Below are 15,559 nucleotides of genomic sequence, written 5' to 3'. Positions count from 1 at the left end.
AACATCGAAGCCAAATACCACCTCAATGATCCGATGTACCTCCAATATTTCCACTACCTCAAGCAGTTGGCGCAGGGTGATTTGGGGCCGTCGTTCAAATATAAAGATTTCAGCGTTAATGAGTTGCTTGCCCAATCCCTGCCGGTATCGGCAGAACTTGGCTTCTACGCCTTTTTAATTGCCGCCATCTTCGGCATGTTTATCGGCATCATCGCCGCCTTAAAACAAAACAGCTGGCTGGATTATTCGCTGATGAGTGGTGCGATGACCGGTATTGTTGTTCCCAGTTTTGTGATGGCGCCGGTATTGGTGCTGGTGTTTGCCGTCAGATTGCAATGGCTGCCTGCGGGCGGCTGGAACGATGGCGCACTGATGAACTTGATCCTGCCTGTCGTTACTTTGTCCATCGGTTATGTGTCCAGTATCGCGCGGATTACGCGCGGCGCGATGATTGAAGTATTGAACAGTCCCTTTATCCGTACGGCACGCGCCAAAGGCCTGCCCATGAGCCGCATCATCCTGCGCCATGCGTTGCGTCCTGCCATGTTGCCGATTGTTTCTTTCTTAGGCCCGGCATTCGTCGGCATCATCACCGGCTCCATTGTGATTGAAAACGTGTTCGGTATTCCCGGCGTCGGACAATTGTTTGTCAACGGCGCGCTCAACCGCGACTACGGCATGATTTTGGGTTTGACGATTTTGGTCGGCATCATGACCATTTTGTTCAACGCCATCCTCGATATTCTGTATGCCATTATTGACCCGAAAATCCGTTATTAATCCCATTTGCGCAAAGGCCGTCTGAAACGTTCAGACGGCCTGAAGAAAGAATAAAAAGCGAGAGAGAATATTATGTTATTCAAAAAGAAGCAGACTCAGGCCCTTGCAGAGGCAGCAGAATACGCCCAAGTACACGGCAAAAGCCTGTGGAGCGACGCATGGCGGCGTTTTAAACAGAACAAAGCGGCGGTGTACAGCATTATCATCCTGTTGTTGATCAGTATTTTTGTGATTGTGGCACCATGGATTGTCCGCTACACCTACGACTTCACCGACTGGGATAATATGCAGATTCCGCCGTCCTTTTCTACCCATCACTATCTGGGTACGGATTTGCTCGGCCGCGATTTGCTGTCTCGTGCGGCAACCGGCGGACGTATTTCCTTGCTGGTCGGTGTGGCCGGCGCATTGGTGGCCGTTGTCATCGGTACGCTTTATGGTGCGATTGCCGGCTTTATCGGCGGTAAGCTCGATTCGCTGATGATGCGCTTTTTGGAAATTTTGAACGCGTTTCCGTTTATGTTTTTCGTGATTCTGCTGACCACGTTCTTCGGCCGCAATCTGCTTTTGATTTTTGCCGCCGTGGGTTTGGTGTCTTGGCTGGACGTGGCGCGTATCGTGCGCGGTCAAACTTTGAGCTTGAAGCATAAAGAGTTTGTCGAAGCGGCGCGTGTGAGCGGCGTGGCAAAACGTAAAATCGTGACGCGCCACATTATTCCGAATGTTTTGGGCGTGGTGATGGTGTATGCCTCTTTGCTGGTGCCGGGCATGATTATGTTTGAATCCTTCTTGAGCTTCTTGGGCTTGGGCGTGCAAGAGCCGATGACCAGTTGGGGTTCGATGTTGCAAGAAGGTGCGATTTCTATGGAAGCTGCACCATGGCAGCTGCTCGTGCCGAGTTTCTTCTTGGTAACCACTTTGTTCTGTTTCAACTTTATCGGCGACGGCCTGCGCGATGCGCTTGACCCGAAAGACCGCTAAACCACAACCAAAAGGATAATCAAAATGACAAAACAGTTACTGGTTGTAGAAAATCTGGACATCAATTTTGAATTGCATGAAAAGAACGTGCACGCCGTGCGTAATGTCAGCTTTAAAGTGGCAGAGGGCGAAACATTGGCTTTGGTCGGCGAGTCCGGTTCGGGCAAGTCTGTAACGTCTATGTCCGTCATGCGCCTGCTGCCTGAGAAATTTGCCCGATACAGCAAAGATTCGCGCATTACTTTTGACGGTATTTCCATTTTGGATGCCGATGAGAAAACCCTGCGTGATTTGCGCGGCAACCGCATCAGCGTGATTTTCCAAGAGCCGATGACATCGCTCAATCCGTTTATGCGTATCGGTGCGCAACTGATTGAAGCGGCGCGTGTGCACAATAAAAAGCTCGGCAAAAAAGAAGCAGGACAAAAAGCATTAGCATTGCTGGAGTGGGTTGGCATCAAAGAAGCCGAACGCCGCATGAAACAATATCCGCACGAGTTTTCCGGCGGTCAGCTGCAACGCATTATGATTGCCATGGCGCTCATCAATGAACCTGACCTGCTGATTGCCGACGAACCGACCACGGCTTTGGATGTGACCATTCAAGCCGAGATTCTCGATTTGCTCCACGATTTGCAACAGCAAATGGGCATGGCGATTATCTTCATTACTCACGATTTGGGTTTGGCGGAACACTATTCCAAAACTGTCTGCGTCATGCGTAACGGCGAAATTGTCGAGCGCGGCAAAATCAAAGAAGTATTTGCCCATCCGAAACACGAATATACCGCCGAACTCATCAATGCCATTCCCAAAGGCATGAAAGAGCCGGAAGAAAACAACGCCGGTGTGTTAATCGATGCCGACAATGTCAATGTTTCTTTCGTATTGAAGCAAAACTTTTTCGGTAAACCGCTCAAAACTTTTGACGCTGTCAAAGGCATCAGCCTCAAAATTAAAGAAGGCGAAACATTGGGCGTCGTCGGCGAGTCCGGTTCCGGCAAATCCACGTTGGGCAAAGCCGTCATGCAGATGCTGCCTTATACAGGACATATCTCCTTTGAAGGCAAAGACCTGAAAAACTATACCGCCGAAGAAGCACGCCGTCTGAAATCGCAACGGCAAATTGTGTTCCAAGATCCGTTCGGTTCGCTTTCACCGCGCCTGACCGTTGGCGAAATTATTGGCGAAGGTTTGACGGTTCACCATCCTGAAATGACTAAAAAAGAACGTATCCAGCGCGTTTTGGAAGTCATGAAGGAAGTGTCCCTGCCGCTTGACGCGCTCAACCGCTATCCGCATGAATTCTCCGGCGGCCAGCGTCAGCGTATCGCGATTGCACGCGCCGTTATCCTGCGCCCGAAATTCATTCTTTTAGACGAGCCGACCTCTGCGCTTGACCGCTCCGTACAATCCAAAGTAGTCGAACTTTTGCGCGACTTGCAGAAGAAATACGGCCTGACTTATATGTTCATCAGCCATGATTTGTCTGTCGTGCGCGCCGTCAGCGACAACGTAATTGTGATGAAGCAGGGCGAAATGGTTGAGTACGGCAGCGCGGATCAGATTTTCCATCATCCGCAAAACGATTACACCAAACGTTTGATTAACGCCGCATTTGATTTGTAGAAAAGGAAAAGGCCGTCTGAAAAGAAATTTTCAGACGGCCTTTACGGAATTCTTTGGATTTGAAAATAAAAAAGACTTGAATCATCAAGTCTCGCATTTCATTTTCACTAGATAAAAAAATATCAAGAATGGCGGAAGCGGTGAGATTCGAACTCACGGAGGGCTATCAACCCTCGACGGTTTTCAAGACCGTTGCATTAAACCGCTCTGCCACGCTTCCATTCTTGAAGCCGTAATATTAATGGAACTTACGGCCTTTGCCAAGAGGTATTTTAGAAAAAATATCTAGGATTCTGTTTTTATTTAGATTGTTCTTCACGCATGAATACCCATTCGGCTTCGTTTGAAGCTGCTTCATTGAATGAATAGCCTTCGTAGTCGAAGTTTTTGAGCATTTCAGGCTCGGTAATGCCGTGTTCTGCCGCGTAGCGCACCATCAAACCGCGCGCACGTTTGGCGTAGAAGCTGATGATTTTGTATTTGCCGTTTTTCTCGTCTTTAAAAATCGGCGTAATCAGGCGTGCGTTGAGTTTTTTGGTGTTGACGGATTTGAAATATTCTTGTGAGGCGAGGTTGATTAAAACGTCGCTATCGGCCTGCTTCAGCGTTTGATTGAGCAGGTCGGTGATTTTATCGCCCCAAAATTCGTAGAGGTTTTTGCCGCGCGAGTTGGCAAAGGCCGTGCCCATTTCCAAGCGGTAGGGTTGCATCAAGTCGAGCGGGCGCAGTACGCCGTATAAGCCGGAGAGCAGGCGGACGTGTTGTTGCAGGTAGTCGATTTGTTCCGGTTTGAGCGTATCGGCGGCGATGCCTTCATAGACGTCGCCGTTGAACATAAATACGGCCTGTTTGGCGTTTTCAGGGGTAAACGGCGTGTGCCATACGGCATTGCGTTCGGCATTGAGCAGGGCGATTTTGTCGGAAACATGCATCAGCTCGGCGATTTGTTGAGGGGCAAGCTGACGCAACTCCTGCATCAGGATTTCTGCTTCGGGCAAAAGGTCGGGCTGGGTAAAGCTGCTGACGGGGGAGGGGTCTTTTTCGTTGAGGTTTTTGGCTGGGGATAAGACAAAAAACATGATAATTTCGGCTTTGAAATGAATAATGTGTGGGATTGTAGGTTTAAAATCGGGGAAGAACAAGATGGAATAAACGCATTAATTGAATGCTTTTATTGAAACGTATTTCTGTTGAAAGTAAAATTCGAAGCTTCCACCTGATTCTGACATTTCTATTTGAGGAGAATATCATGTCTAAAACCATTATCCATACCGACAAAGCCCCTGCCGCGATTGGCGCATACAGCCAAGCAGTCCGCGCAGGCGATACGGTTTATATGAGCGGTCAGATTCCTTTGGATCCGGCTACGATGACTGTGGTCGGCGATGGCGACTTCCGCGCCGAAGCAGTGCAAGTATTTAAAAACCTGCAAGCCGTAGCAGAAGCGGCAGGCGGTTCTTTGAACGATATCGTCAAACTCAATGCTTATTTGACTGATTTGGCCAACTTTGCCGTATTCAATGAAGTGATGGCTGAATTTATCGAACAACCTTTCCCTGCGCGTGCGGCGGTTGGTGTGGCTAGTCTTCCTAAAGGCGTTCAGGTTGAAGCAGAAGCAGTATTGATTTTAAATGCATAATTGATGTTTTCAGACGGCCTGGGCTGGGCTTGAGGCCGTCTGAAAATAAGAACAACGGAAAACAATAATAATGGCACATTACGCAATCGGAGACATTCAAGGCTGTTTTGACGAGCTGACTTTATTGCTTGCCAAAATCGGCTTTAATCATGGTACGGACACCCTTTGGCTGGTTGGTGATATTGTCAATCGCGGCCCGAAGTCCTTGGAAACCCTGAAATTTGCCAAAGAGCATGACAGCAGTGTGCAAATGGTTTTGGGCAATCATGATTTACATCTTTTGGCAGTCGGTTGCGGTGAAGGAACGCTCAAGCGCAGTGATACAGTTGAGCCGATTTTGACCCATCCCGATAGTCATGCCATGCTTGACTGGCTGCGTCATCAACCGCTGTTGGTGCGCGGCGACAGGCATGTGATGGTGCATGCCGGTATTTTGCCGCAGTGGTCTGTTGATAAGGCCGAAAGCCTTGCCCGTGAGGCTGAGGATGAATTGCAAGGTAAAAAATACAGGAAATTTTTTGGCAAAATGTACGGCAACAAGCCAACCGAGTGGACGGGCGATTTGACAGGCTATGAGCGCCTACGCATGATTATCAACGTCTTTACCCGTATGCGTGCGCTGACGTACAAAGGCGAATTGGATTACGAATATAAATCCACTCTGAAAAAAATGCCGCTTTACCTGCGCCCTTGGTTTAAAGCGCCTGATAGGCAGAATTTGGATTATATTACCGTGTTCGGACATTGGTCGTCATTGGGCTACGTTAATACCGATCAGGTCATTGCTTTGGATACCGGCGCGTTGTGGGGCGGAGAGCTGACGGCGGTCAATTTGGATACCAACGAAGTGATACAGGTACCGTCCTTGGGCGGATTGGATTGGAAAACGGCATTGAAATAGTTTGGATAAGATAAAAGGCCGTCTGAAATGTTTCAGACGGCCTTTTCGTATTGGTTAATCCAAAGAAGGCAGGAGTTTGTCCGGATTCATAATGCCATAAGGGTCAAGCTGATTTTTGATGGCATGCATCAGAACGAGTTCGGCCTGCGTACGCACACGGGGCAGCCAATGTTTTTTGATGATGCCTACGCCGTGTTCTGCGGCAATCGTGCCGTGGCAGGCAAGGATGTTTTCATAAACAATGGTATTGACGGCATCCTCGTATTGGTAGGCTTCGTTGCTCAATACGTTGGGCAGGAATGTATTGTAATGCAGGCTGCCGTCGCCTAAATGTCCGAAGCAGACAATCTGTATGCCGGGAAAGCGGGTTTCTAAGGCAGGGGCGCATTGGCGGACAAAGGCGGCCACTTGGGCGATAGGGACGGCGATATCGTGTTTGATGCTGGTGCCGAGTTTGCGTTGGGAAGCGGAAATATTTTCACGCAAGGTCCATAAGTCGGATCGCTCTTGTTCGGATTGCGCCAAGATGCTGTTTTCCCATCCGTTTTGATAGAGAAATTCGGCAAGCTTTTCATCCAGTCCGGCATCGGGAACGGAATCTGCAAGTTCAATCAAAATATGCCATTGCGCATCGGCAGGCTTTTTGAGTTGGCTGAATTCCGAAGATAAATCGAGGGCAAAGCGGCTGATCAGCTCGAAGCTGGTCAAGCGCTCGGCAAAATGGCCTTGCACCGCAGTTAAAAGAGAGACGGCGGATTCAATATCGTCTAAACCTACCCATGCGGTCGCTTTGGTTTTGGGCTGGGCAAAGAGTTTGAGTGTGGCGGCGGTAATGATGCCCAATGTTCCTTCGCTGCCGATAAAAAGATGGCGCAAGTCGTAGCCGGTCGTGTTTTTGTGCAGGGGCTGAAGGTGGGAAACCAGTTCGCCGTTTGGTAAAACGACTTCCAAACCCAATACCAAATCGCGCATGCTGCCATAACGCAAGACATTCAAACCGCCAGCATTACAGGCGATATTGCCGCCGATTTGGCAAGAGCCTTCGCTGGCAAGGCTGAGTGGAAACAGTCGTCCCGCTTCGGTTGCCACATTTTGAGCATTCTGCAAAATCACGCCTGCTTCAACCGTCATGCTGTTGTCGGCAAGGTTGATATCGCGGATGCGGTTGAGCTTGGAGAGATTGAGCAGTACGCCTTCGGTGGTTACCGTTGCGCCGCATAATCCGGTATTGCCGCCTTGCGGGGTTACGCGGATGCGGTTTTCAAAACAGAAACGCATGATTTTCTGCACGCTCTCGACGGAGTTCGGCTGTAAGACAATATCCGGCGAAGAAACAAAACGGCGGCGTTGGTCGTTTAACAAGGCCGGAGTGGCTTCGATGATTTCAGAGGCGGAAAGAAACTCAGCAAAACGGTCGTGAAGGTGCATGGCAGTCAGGCGGAAAAGTCGGGAAGGGGAGTGTGAGAAATGTAAAAAAGCAGGATACACAATGGTATCCTGCTTTTCTTATATTCAAAAGAATATTATTTAGCAGCTTCAGAAGCAGCGGCTTCAGTAGCAGATGCAGCAGCTTCAGTAGCAGAAGCAGCGGCTTCAGTAGCTTCGGTAGCAGCAGAAGCAGCGGCTTCAGTAGCAGATGCAGCAGCTTCAGTAGCAGAAGCAGCGGCTTCAGAAGCAGCAGAAGCGGCAGTTTCAGCAGCTTTATCAGCACCGCCACAAGCGGCCAAAGCTAAAGACAACAAAGCAGCAGCGAACAGAGATTTTTTCATTTTTGAGGACCTTTTTTAAATCGATTTAAACTAAAAATAGCCGTCAAACGGCCTGTACAGTAGAAATTCATTGCTGAATTTTCGTTATTATGCCCCACGGGGTAGGCCAATGCAACGTTGCTTAACCGTTTGCGGACTAAAATCAATACAAAATTAGCGAAAATAATGTAAATCAGGGAGGCAGGTAAAAAATCATCTAAAAATATTCATAATTAATGAAAATTTTAAAAGTTGTTTATATTCAATAATTTGATTATTTTTAACTGTTGTTGGTTTTAAGGATTTAGAATGTTTTTGCGTTTGGGGAAATTTTTGTAATTTAGCAACTTTGTGTTGTGAAAAAGCAACTTTTATGGATTGGAATCATTCAATTTTGTTTTTTATATAGACTTTTTCGGGTTTGTTGTGTTCGCCAAAAGTATTTGTTTAAGGTAAACCGATTGTTTAGTTACAGCTGTGATAGAATAGCCTGAACTTGACTTTTAAATATTGATTAAGGACGACATGATGTCTATTGTTAAAAATTCCGTAGTTTCCCTGCATTATGAAATGTACGATGCAAACAACCAGTTGTTGGACAAAACCGAAGAGCCGATTGCTTACCTGCATGGCGGTTATGACGGTATTTTCCCTTTGGTGGAAGAAGCGTTGCACGGCAAAAATGTAGGCGATACTGTTGAAGTGGCTTTGTCTCCTGATGATGCCTTCGGAGAGCAAGATCCTGAGCTGGTGCGTATTGAAGATGTCAGCGTATTTCCTGTTGAAGTTGAAGTCGGCATGATGTTTGAAGCCGATGATCCGGAAACAGGCGATGTATTGATTTATCGTGTAACCGATGTTGCCGACGGTAAAGCCGTAGTGGACGGCAACCATCCTTTGGCTGGTATGAAAGTATTATTCAAAGCAACCGTTGAAGGTGTGCGCGATGCGACTGAGGAAGAAATTGCCCACGGTCACGTACATGGCCCGCACGGTCATCACCACCACTAATCAGGCTTGAAGCATGATAAAGGCCGTCTGAAAAGGAATGAAACCTTCCTTTTCAGACGGCCTTTAAGTTTTTACAAGACAGATAAATAGGAAATTTTGGCGCAGGTCAAATCAAGCAGGGAAATATGGATTTTGTTAGAGACTACAATGAATTACATGTAACGGTGCGACAAGATCTGTATTAAGATTCAGATATTGGTAAAACAGGCAGAGTGCAATGAGTGAAACATTGGAGCAGCAGGCCGTAGCGGCCGGTATTGATTTAGGCTACCACGACATCAACGGTACATATCATGCGACCAAACCTGAAGTGTTGGAATCGATCGTTGCTGTTTTGGACAAAAGCAAAGCTGATTCAGACGGCCTTTATCTGAATACGATGGTCGCGCATGAAAACGGCGAAGAATCTTTACAGATGCCGTCTGAATTTCATGGTGCGGAAGCGGTCGTATTGATTGATGAGGCGGATGAGTGCCAGACCTTGACTTTATATCCGGGCGACAACGATACGCTTTGGATTAAGCTGCCCCAGCTGGCTTGCGGTTATTACACTTTGTCGGCCGAGACCGGCGGCAAATGTTGCCTTGTACGCCTGATTGTTGCGCCTGAGTCGGTTTATCAGCCCAAACTGCTTGCCAATGGCGGTCGCATGAATGGTTTGACCATGCATTTGTACAGCCTGCGTTCCAAGCGCAACTGGGGCATAGGCGACTTTACCGATTTGCTGAACCTGATGAAATATGCGGCGGAGAAAAAGCTGGATTTCGTCGGTATCAACCCTTTGCACGCCTTGTTTACCAGCAAGCCTGCCTTTGCCAGCCCGTATAGCCCTTCTTCGCGCGAATGGCTCAATCCGATTTATTTGGATATTGAGAAAGTCGGGGCGTTTACTTATAACGAACAACTGAAAAACTGGTTGGCACAACCAAAAATCCGTCAGCGTATCGCCGCTTTGCGTGTTACGGAAACGGTGACTTATACGGCGGTTTGGGCATGTAAGCGTGATGCGCTGCACATGGCGTTTAACGCGTTTGAACAAGATACCTGCGAAGCTGCGGCAAATGAACGCACTGCATTTGAAGCATTTGTTACGGAAAAAGGCAAAGCTTTGCAGGGCTTCGGTTTGTTTGAGGCTTTGGACCAGTATTACAGCCGTCCTGGACAAGTGGGTTGGCAGTCATGGCCGTCTGAATTTCATCAGCCTGATGGCGAAGCAGTAGAAAAATTCGCGCGCAGCCATGAACGTGAAATCCGTTTTTATATGTGGCTGCAATGGCTTTGCGCGGAGCAATTGCAAGAAGTTAACAAAGCTGCTGCCGACTACGGTGTCAAACTCGGTATTTACGGCGATTTGGCGGTCGGCGTGGCGCGAGGCAGCGCGGATACTTGGTTAAACCGTCAAGATTATTGTATGGACGTATCGGTCGGTGCGCCGCCCGATCCTTTGGGGCCGACAGGGCAGAATTGGAATTTGCCGCCGCTTAATCCGTCGATGTTGAAACATACGGGCTATGAAAAGTTTGCCCATTTGTTGCGCGAAAACATGCGGCTGTATGGCGTGTTGCGGATTGACCATGTGATGGCATTGTGTCGTTTGTGGTGGGTTTTAAACGATAAAACAGCGGATTTCGGTGCATACGTGCATTACGACGCCGAAGTGACTTTTGCCATATTGGCTTTGGAAAGCCAGCGAAACCGTTGCGTCATCATTGGCGAAGATTTGGGTACGGTACCCGATCAAGCGCGTTATCTGCTCAACCGCTATCAAGTGTTCTCCTACAAAGTGATGTATTTCAGCAAGGGCTGGAACGGTTTCCAACTGCCTGAAGAATACCCTGAGCAGGCGATTACGGTCATCAGTACCCACGATGTCGCGCCGCTGGCAGGTTATTGGGTGGGCAAAGATTTGGATACGATGTTCAAACTCGGTACTTTGCCTGATGCAGCCGCTTTTCAGACGGCCTTGGATGAGCGCGAACACGATAAAGCCGATTTGCTGGACAAATTGAAATATACCGGCTGTCTGGGTGCAGACGTGCAAATGCCGGCAAAAGCCGATGAAACTTTGCTGGCGGCTTTGCACAAATACGGCGCATTGAGCCGCAGCAAGCTTTACGCCGTACAACTGGAAAACCTGCTGGGCGTCATTGACAATTTGAATGTCCCCGGCGTGCCGGACGGTTATCCGAACTGGGCGCAAAAAATGCCGGTTTCTTTGGAAGATTTCCTACAACACCGCCTCATGGGCGGCCAACTTGCCATTATTGACGAGGTACGCATGAAAACAAACAGCTAAATCAAGGCTTATCATGAACTTGACCAAATCGAGCGCGATACGGTCGAAAGCCTGTTTCTTGCCACCCACAGCGACTTGTTCGCTTATCTGGGACGACACCGCCTTGCAGAGGGCGATGAAGTAGTGCGCGTTTTGATTCCCGGCGCAGTAAGCGTGGATATTGTGAACCGCCGCAGCGGCGAACTCATCGTGCCGTCTGAAAAAATTGATGAACGCGGTTTCTTTGTGGCTGTTTTGCCCGATGATGCACCCGATTACGCTTTGAGTATCCGTTATACCGAAGACTCCGAGCCTGTGATTGAAGAAGACCCTTATCATTTCAGCTCTGCGTTGCAAGACATGGATTCCTGGCTGTTGGCCGAAGGCAAGCACCTGCGTCCTTATGAGACTTTAGGCGCGCATTTTGCCGAGTTGGACGGCGTGAAGGGCGTACGCTTTGCCGTATGGGCGCCAAATGCGCAGCGCGTGTCCGTCATCGGCGAATTCAACCACTGGGACGGCCGCCGCCACGTCATGCGTTTCCACCGCGATAACGGCATCTGGGACATCTTTATCCCCGCTGTGAAACTGAACGCCCTCTACAAATTTGAAATCCGCGATGCCAACGGCGATGTGCGGCAAAAAACCGACCCGTATGCCTTCGGCGCAGAGTTGCGTCCGAATACCGCGTCTGTCGTGCGCGGTTTGCCGGAAAAAGTGGATACACCCGACTTCCGCGCCCGCGCCAACGCCATTGACGCGCCCATCAGCATTTATGAGGTGCATTTGGGTTCATGGAAACGCAATCCCGAAAACAACTTCTGGCTGACTTACGAACAGCTCGCCAAAGAATTGGTCGCATACGTCAAAGACATGGGCTTCACCCATATTGAGTTCCTGCCCGTGTCCGAATACCCGTTTGACGGCTCGTGGGGCTATCAGGCGACCGGATTGTATGTGCCGACCAGCCGTTTCGGTTCGCCCGACGAATTGCGCGCCCTGATTAAAGCCGCCCACGACGAAGGCATCGGCGTCATCCTCGACTGGGTGGTCGGACACTTCCCGACCGACGACCATGGGCTTGCCAAGTTTGACGGTACCGCGCTGTACGAACACGCCGACCCGCGCGAAGGTTACCATCAAGACTGGAACACCCTGATTTACAACTTCGGCAGGAACGAAGTCAAAAACTTCCTGCAAGGCAATGCCTTGTATTGGATAGAGCGTTTCGGTTTTGACGGTATCCGCGTGGACGCCGTCGCCTCCATGATTTACCGCAACTACTCGCGCAAAGACGGCGAGTGGATACCCAACCAATACGGCGGCCATGAAAACCTCGAAGCCATCGCCTTCCTGCGCGATACCAACACCATGCTGAAAGAGGTCGTCCCGTCCGTCACCGAAATCGCCGAAGAATCTACCTCGTTCGCCAACGTAACCCGTCAAGAAGGCTTGAACTTCAGTTACAAATGGAACATGGGCTGGATGAACGACACCTTGCGCTACATGATGGAAGACCCCATCAACCGCAAATACCACCACAACAAAATGACCTTCGGTATGATGTACCAATACAGCGAAAACTTCGTCCTGCCGCTCTCACACGACGAAGTCGTACACGGCAAACGCTCGCTGCTCGGACGGATGCCTGGCGACTGCTGGCAGCAATTCGCCAACCTGCGCGCCTACTACGGCTTTATGTACGGCTTCTCCGGCAAAAAACTGTTGTTTATGGGCAACGAGTTTGCACAAGGCCGCGAGTGGAACTACAACTAAGGACTGGATTGGTTCCTGCTGGAGCAAGAGGGCGGCTGGCACAAAGGCGTACAAGACTTTGTGCGCGAGTTGAACCATGTCTATAAAGACACTGCGCCGCTTTACCAATTAGACCAATGGCCTGAAGGCTTTGAGTGGCTGGTTGCCGATGACGGCGACAATTCCGTATTCGTCTTCGATCGCCGCGACCGCGAAGGCAACCGCGTTATCGTCATCAGCAACTTCACGCCTGTGGTGCTTGAAGGCTACCGTTTTGGTGTGAATTCTGCCGGCGAATACCGCGAAATCCTCAATTCAGACGACCTGCATTACAAAGGCAGCGGCGTTTCTGCCGGCGCAACGGTGGAGACAGAAGAAGTTTGGTCGCATGGCAAACCAAATTCCCTGTCTGTTACCGTACCGCCGTTGGCAACCGTTTACCTGTATCAGGCGGCAGTCAAAGACGAAGCGTAAATCAACTTTGAGGGTGGGCATTATGCCGGCCTAATCAGCTGAAAATTAAAAGATAGTGACATCAATATGACTCAAGGCCGTCTGAAAGATTTTCAGACGGCCTTATATTGGACACGAAACCAAATACATACCAAGGAATCATTCTATGACTGCCAAATCATGGCATATCGAGGAAGGCAAGCCTTATCCCATGGGCGCGACCCTGACAAGCAAGGGCGCGAATTTCACCTTGTTTTCCATCAATGCTGAAAAGGTAGAATTGTGTCTGTTTGATAAAGATAAAGAAACCCGTTTGGAGATGCCTTCGCGGCGCGGTTCGGTATTTTACGGATTCGTGCCGGACGTTAAGGCAGGGCAGCGATACGGTTTTCGTGTGTATGGACGTGAAAACGCAGAATACAGCTCATGTTTTAATCCCAACAAATTACTGATTGACCCGTATTCCAAAAAAATTGACGGCAAACCAAGCTACCGTACCGCCGAAGAAATGGCATGGTTCAGGCCGGAAGATGAACGCGACAATGCCGCCGTTGCACCGAAAAGCGTCGTGATCGGACGCAGCCGATTTAATTGGGCCAAAGATTGCCGTCCGGAGATACCGTGGGGCAAAACCGTTATTTATGAAGCCCATGTCAAAGGGTTTACCAAGCAGTTCCCCGATTTGAAATATGCAGGCACTTATAAGGCCTTGAGTGATAAACGGTTTTTGGCTTATCTGCAAGAATTGGGGGTGACGACGGTCGAGCTGCTGCCGATTCATTATCATCTGGACGAATACCATCTTCAGCAGATGGGTTTGAGCAATTATTGGGGCTACAACACTTACTCCCATTGTGCCGTCGAGCCGTCTTATGCCGATAATCCCGAGCGTGCGGCGGCGGAGTTTAAACAGGCAGTCAAAGCCTTGCATCAGGCAGGTTTGGAAGTGATTTTGGATGTCGTGTACAACCACACGGCAGAGCAGGACGACAAAGGCCCGATGCTGTGTCAGCGCGGTATCGACAACACCTTATGGTATTGGCACACCTCTTACGGCAGCTATGAAAACTGGTCAGGTTGCGGCAATACGCTCAATATTGTCCGTCGCGACGTTACCCGTTGGGCGGCAGACAGCCTGCGCTATTGGGCCGAAGAGTTTCATGTTGACGGCTTCCGTTTTGACTTGGGAACCGTATTGGGACGCGAGCCCGATTTCCAATCGTATGGCCGTTTTTTCCAAGTCTTGTATCAAGATCCGGTTTTGGCCGGTTTGAAGCTGATTGTTGAAGCATGGGACATCGGCGAAGGCGGCTATCACTTGGGCAATTTCCCGCAACCTTTTACTGAATGGAACGGCCGTTTCCGTGATGATATGCGCGCGTTTTGGTCTTGGGAAAGCGGTAATTTGGGCGCATTTGCCGAACGCTTGGCCGGGTCGTCCGATATTTTCAACCACAGCGGCCGCCGACCGTCTGCCAGCATCAACTTCATTACTGCACACGACGGCTTCACTCTGCGCGATTTAGTCAGCTACAACGAAAAACACAACGAAGCCAACGGTGAAAACAACCGCGACGGGCATAATGAAAACATCAGCTACAACCACGGCGTAGAAGGCGAAACCGATGATGAAGAGGTTTTGCTCAACCGCGAATACACTTCCAAAGCGCTGCTTGCCTCTTTATTTTTATTCAACGGTACGCCCATGCTGTTGGCCGGCGATGAGTTCGGCAACAGTCAGCAAGGCAACAACAACAGCTACTGCCAAGATAATCCGATTACATGGTTGGATTGGCAAAATGGGTCTCATGTGTTGCAAGATTACACTCAAGAGCTGATACGCGTACGCAGCCAAATCAAGCTGCTGACAGATGATTGCTGGTGGGAAAAAGAGCGTGTGCAATGGCTCAATGCTGATAGCAGCCCGATGACCGAATATTGTTGGCACAACAGGGGCAGCAAGGCGATTCAGATCGTTTTGGATGACGAGTGGCTGCTGTTGGTAAATGCCAAACGTAGCCGTCAGTTATTTAATCTGCCTCAAGGTAATTGGGAAATTTCTTGCGTACCATCAGAGAAATTAAATTACGAAGAAACAGGAAAATGTGTTGTTGAGCACATGGGGATTTGGATTTTGCATAAAACAAATTAAATGGGAATTAAACTATTGTTTGATTAACACTTTGATATTTTATTGGTATTTGTTCATTTTTGGCTTCGTGGTATAAATCGGAAATGCCGATAAGATGATTAATGGTTTAATTGTTAATTAAATGTTTTATAAAGAAAAAAATATCCTTTTTTTAAATCTTTCCGCTATAATTCCTTGTTGTGTAACAAACCTACGCGTCATTCCTTTCAGACGGCCTGTTACCGTTGTCAGGCCG

Annotated in this window: 10 protein-coding genes, 1 tRNA gene and 1 pseudogene; 8 read left to right on the top strand and 4 right to left on the bottom strand. The window is 49.0% G+C overall.

Annotated elements, in window-relative coordinates; genetic code table 11:
- The 3 genes from oppB to ACTHSP_RS04230 all read left to right on the top strand — a co-directional run.
- Positions 1–780: oligopeptide ABC transporter permease OppB (oppB, locus tag ACTHSP_RS04240; protein ID WP_440345682.1), on the top strand; the 780-nt coding region annotated here is incomplete at its 5' end.
- A gap of 72 nt (positions 781–852) precedes the next feature.
- Complete coding sequence (gene oppC / locus ACTHSP_RS04235; RefSeq protein WP_003683112.1) at positions 853–1,761, top strand: oligopeptide ABC transporter permease OppC; 909 nt, start codon at positions 853–855, stop codon at positions 1,759–1,761.
- 24 nt (positions 1,762–1,785) lie between these two features.
- Entirely contained in the window at positions 1,786–3,390 is a 1,605-nt protein-coding gene (locus ACTHSP_RS04230; RefSeq protein WP_049351170.1) for an ABC transporter ATP-binding protein, read from the top strand.
- Positions 3,391–3,519: 129 nt separating this feature from the next.
- Here ACTHSP_RS04230 and ACTHSP_RS04225 read toward each other — a convergent pair.
- Both ACTHSP_RS04225 and yaaA read right to left on the bottom strand, forming a co-directional pair.
- A tRNA-Ser gene (locus tag ACTHSP_RS04225) sits at positions 3,520–3,610 on the bottom strand.
- A 79-nt stretch (positions 3,611–3,689) separates the two neighbouring features.
- Positions 3,690–4,469: a peroxide stress protein YaaA gene (gene yaaA / locus ACTHSP_RS04220; protein ID WP_049351213.1), complete on the bottom strand. Its 780-nt coding sequence runs from the start codon at positions 4,467–4,469 to the stop codon at positions 3,690–3,692.
- Positions 4,470–4,639: 170 nt separating this feature from the next.
- On the opposite strand from yaaA, the gene ACTHSP_RS04215 reads away from it, so the two are divergent.
- Entirely contained in the window at positions 4,640–5,029 is a 390-nt protein-coding gene (locus tag ACTHSP_RS04215; protein ID WP_371464622.1) for a RidA family protein, read from the top strand.
- Positions 5,030–5,099: 70 nt separating this feature from the next.
- The gene (locus ACTHSP_RS04210; protein ID WP_049351172.1) at positions 5,100–5,930 is read left to right on the top strand and encodes a symmetrical bis(5'-nucleosyl)-tetraphosphatase; all 831 of its coding nucleotides are present in this window, start codon (positions 5,100–5,102) and stop codon (positions 5,928–5,930) included.
- Between the two features lie 54 nt (positions 5,931–5,984).
- On the opposite strand, the gene ACTHSP_RS04205 is transcribed toward ACTHSP_RS04210, so the two are convergent.
- Both ACTHSP_RS04205 and ACTHSP_RS04200 read right to left on the bottom strand, forming a co-directional pair.
- Positions 5,985–7,358, bottom strand: a complete 1,374-nt coding sequence (locus ACTHSP_RS04205; protein WP_440345683.1) for an FAD-binding oxidoreductase — start codon at positions 7,356–7,358, stop codon at positions 5,985–5,987.
- 95 nt (positions 7,359–7,453) lie between these two features.
- Entirely contained in the window at positions 7,454–7,699 is a 246-nt protein-coding gene (locus tag ACTHSP_RS04200) for a hypothetical protein (RefSeq protein WP_250590204.1), read from the bottom strand.
- A gap of 507 nt (positions 7,700–8,206) precedes the next feature.
- On the opposite strand from ACTHSP_RS04200, the gene ACTHSP_RS04195 reads away from it, so the two are divergent.
- The 3 genes and pseudogenes from ACTHSP_RS04195 to glgX all read left to right on the top strand — a co-directional run bounded on the left by ACTHSP_RS04195 (position 8,207) and on the right by glgX (position 15,324).
- Complete coding sequence (locus ACTHSP_RS04195) at positions 8,207–8,689, top strand: FKBP-type peptidyl-prolyl cis-trans isomerase (RefSeq protein ID WP_003683125.1); 483 nt, start codon at positions 8,207–8,209, stop codon at positions 8,687–8,689.
- A 217-nt stretch (positions 8,690–8,906) separates the two neighbouring features.
- Positions 8,907–13,193 (top strand): annotated as a pseudogene (gene glgB, locus ACTHSP_RS04190) (1,4-alpha-glucan branching protein GlgB).
- 145 nt (positions 13,194–13,338) lie between these two features.
- Positions 13,339–15,324: a glycogen debranching protein GlgX gene (gene glgX / locus ACTHSP_RS04185; RefSeq protein WP_049329218.1), complete on the top strand. Its 1,986-nt coding sequence runs from the start codon at positions 13,339–13,341 to the stop codon at positions 15,322–15,324.
- The last annotated feature ends 235 nt before the right edge of the window (positions 15,325–15,559 follow it).

It is taken from the genome of Neisseria sp. P0001.S005, assembly GCF_051963715.1.
The sequence above is the reverse complement of the archived record's forward strand: the minus strand, read 5'-3'. Positions and strand labels throughout refer to the sequence as shown.

Coding starts and splice junctions, on each gene's coding strand:
- oppC (WP_003683112.1), top strand. CDS start 853: ATGTTATTCAAAAAGAAGCAGACTCAGGCCCTTGCAGAGGCAGCAGAA.
- ACTHSP_RS04230 (WP_049351170.1), top strand. CDS start 1,786: ATGACAAAACAGTTACTGGTTGTAGAAAATCTGGACATCAATTTTGAA.
- yaaA (WP_049351213.1), bottom strand. CDS start 4,469: ATGTTTTTTGTCTTATCCCCAGCCAAAAACCTCAACGAAAAAGACCCC.
- ACTHSP_RS04215 (WP_371464622.1), top strand. CDS start 4,640: ATGTCTAAAACCATTATCCATACCGACAAAGCCCCTGCCGCGATTGGC.
- ACTHSP_RS04210 (WP_049351172.1), top strand. CDS start 5,100: ATGGCACATTACGCAATCGGAGACATTCAAGGCTGTTTTGACGAGCTG.
- ACTHSP_RS04205 (WP_440345683.1), bottom strand. CDS start 7,358: ATGCACCTTCACGACCGTTTTGCTGAGTTTCTTTCCGCCTCTGAAATC.
- ACTHSP_RS04200 (WP_250590204.1), bottom strand. CDS start 7,699: ATGAAAAAATCTCTGTTCGCTGCTGCTTTGTTGTCTTTAGCTTTGGCC.
- ACTHSP_RS04195 (WP_003683125.1), top strand. CDS start 8,207: ATGTCTATTGTTAAAAATTCCGTAGTTTCCCTGCATTATGAAATGTAC.
- glgX (WP_049329218.1), top strand. CDS start 13,339: ATGACTGCCAAATCATGGCATATCGAGGAAGGCAAGCCTTATCCCATG.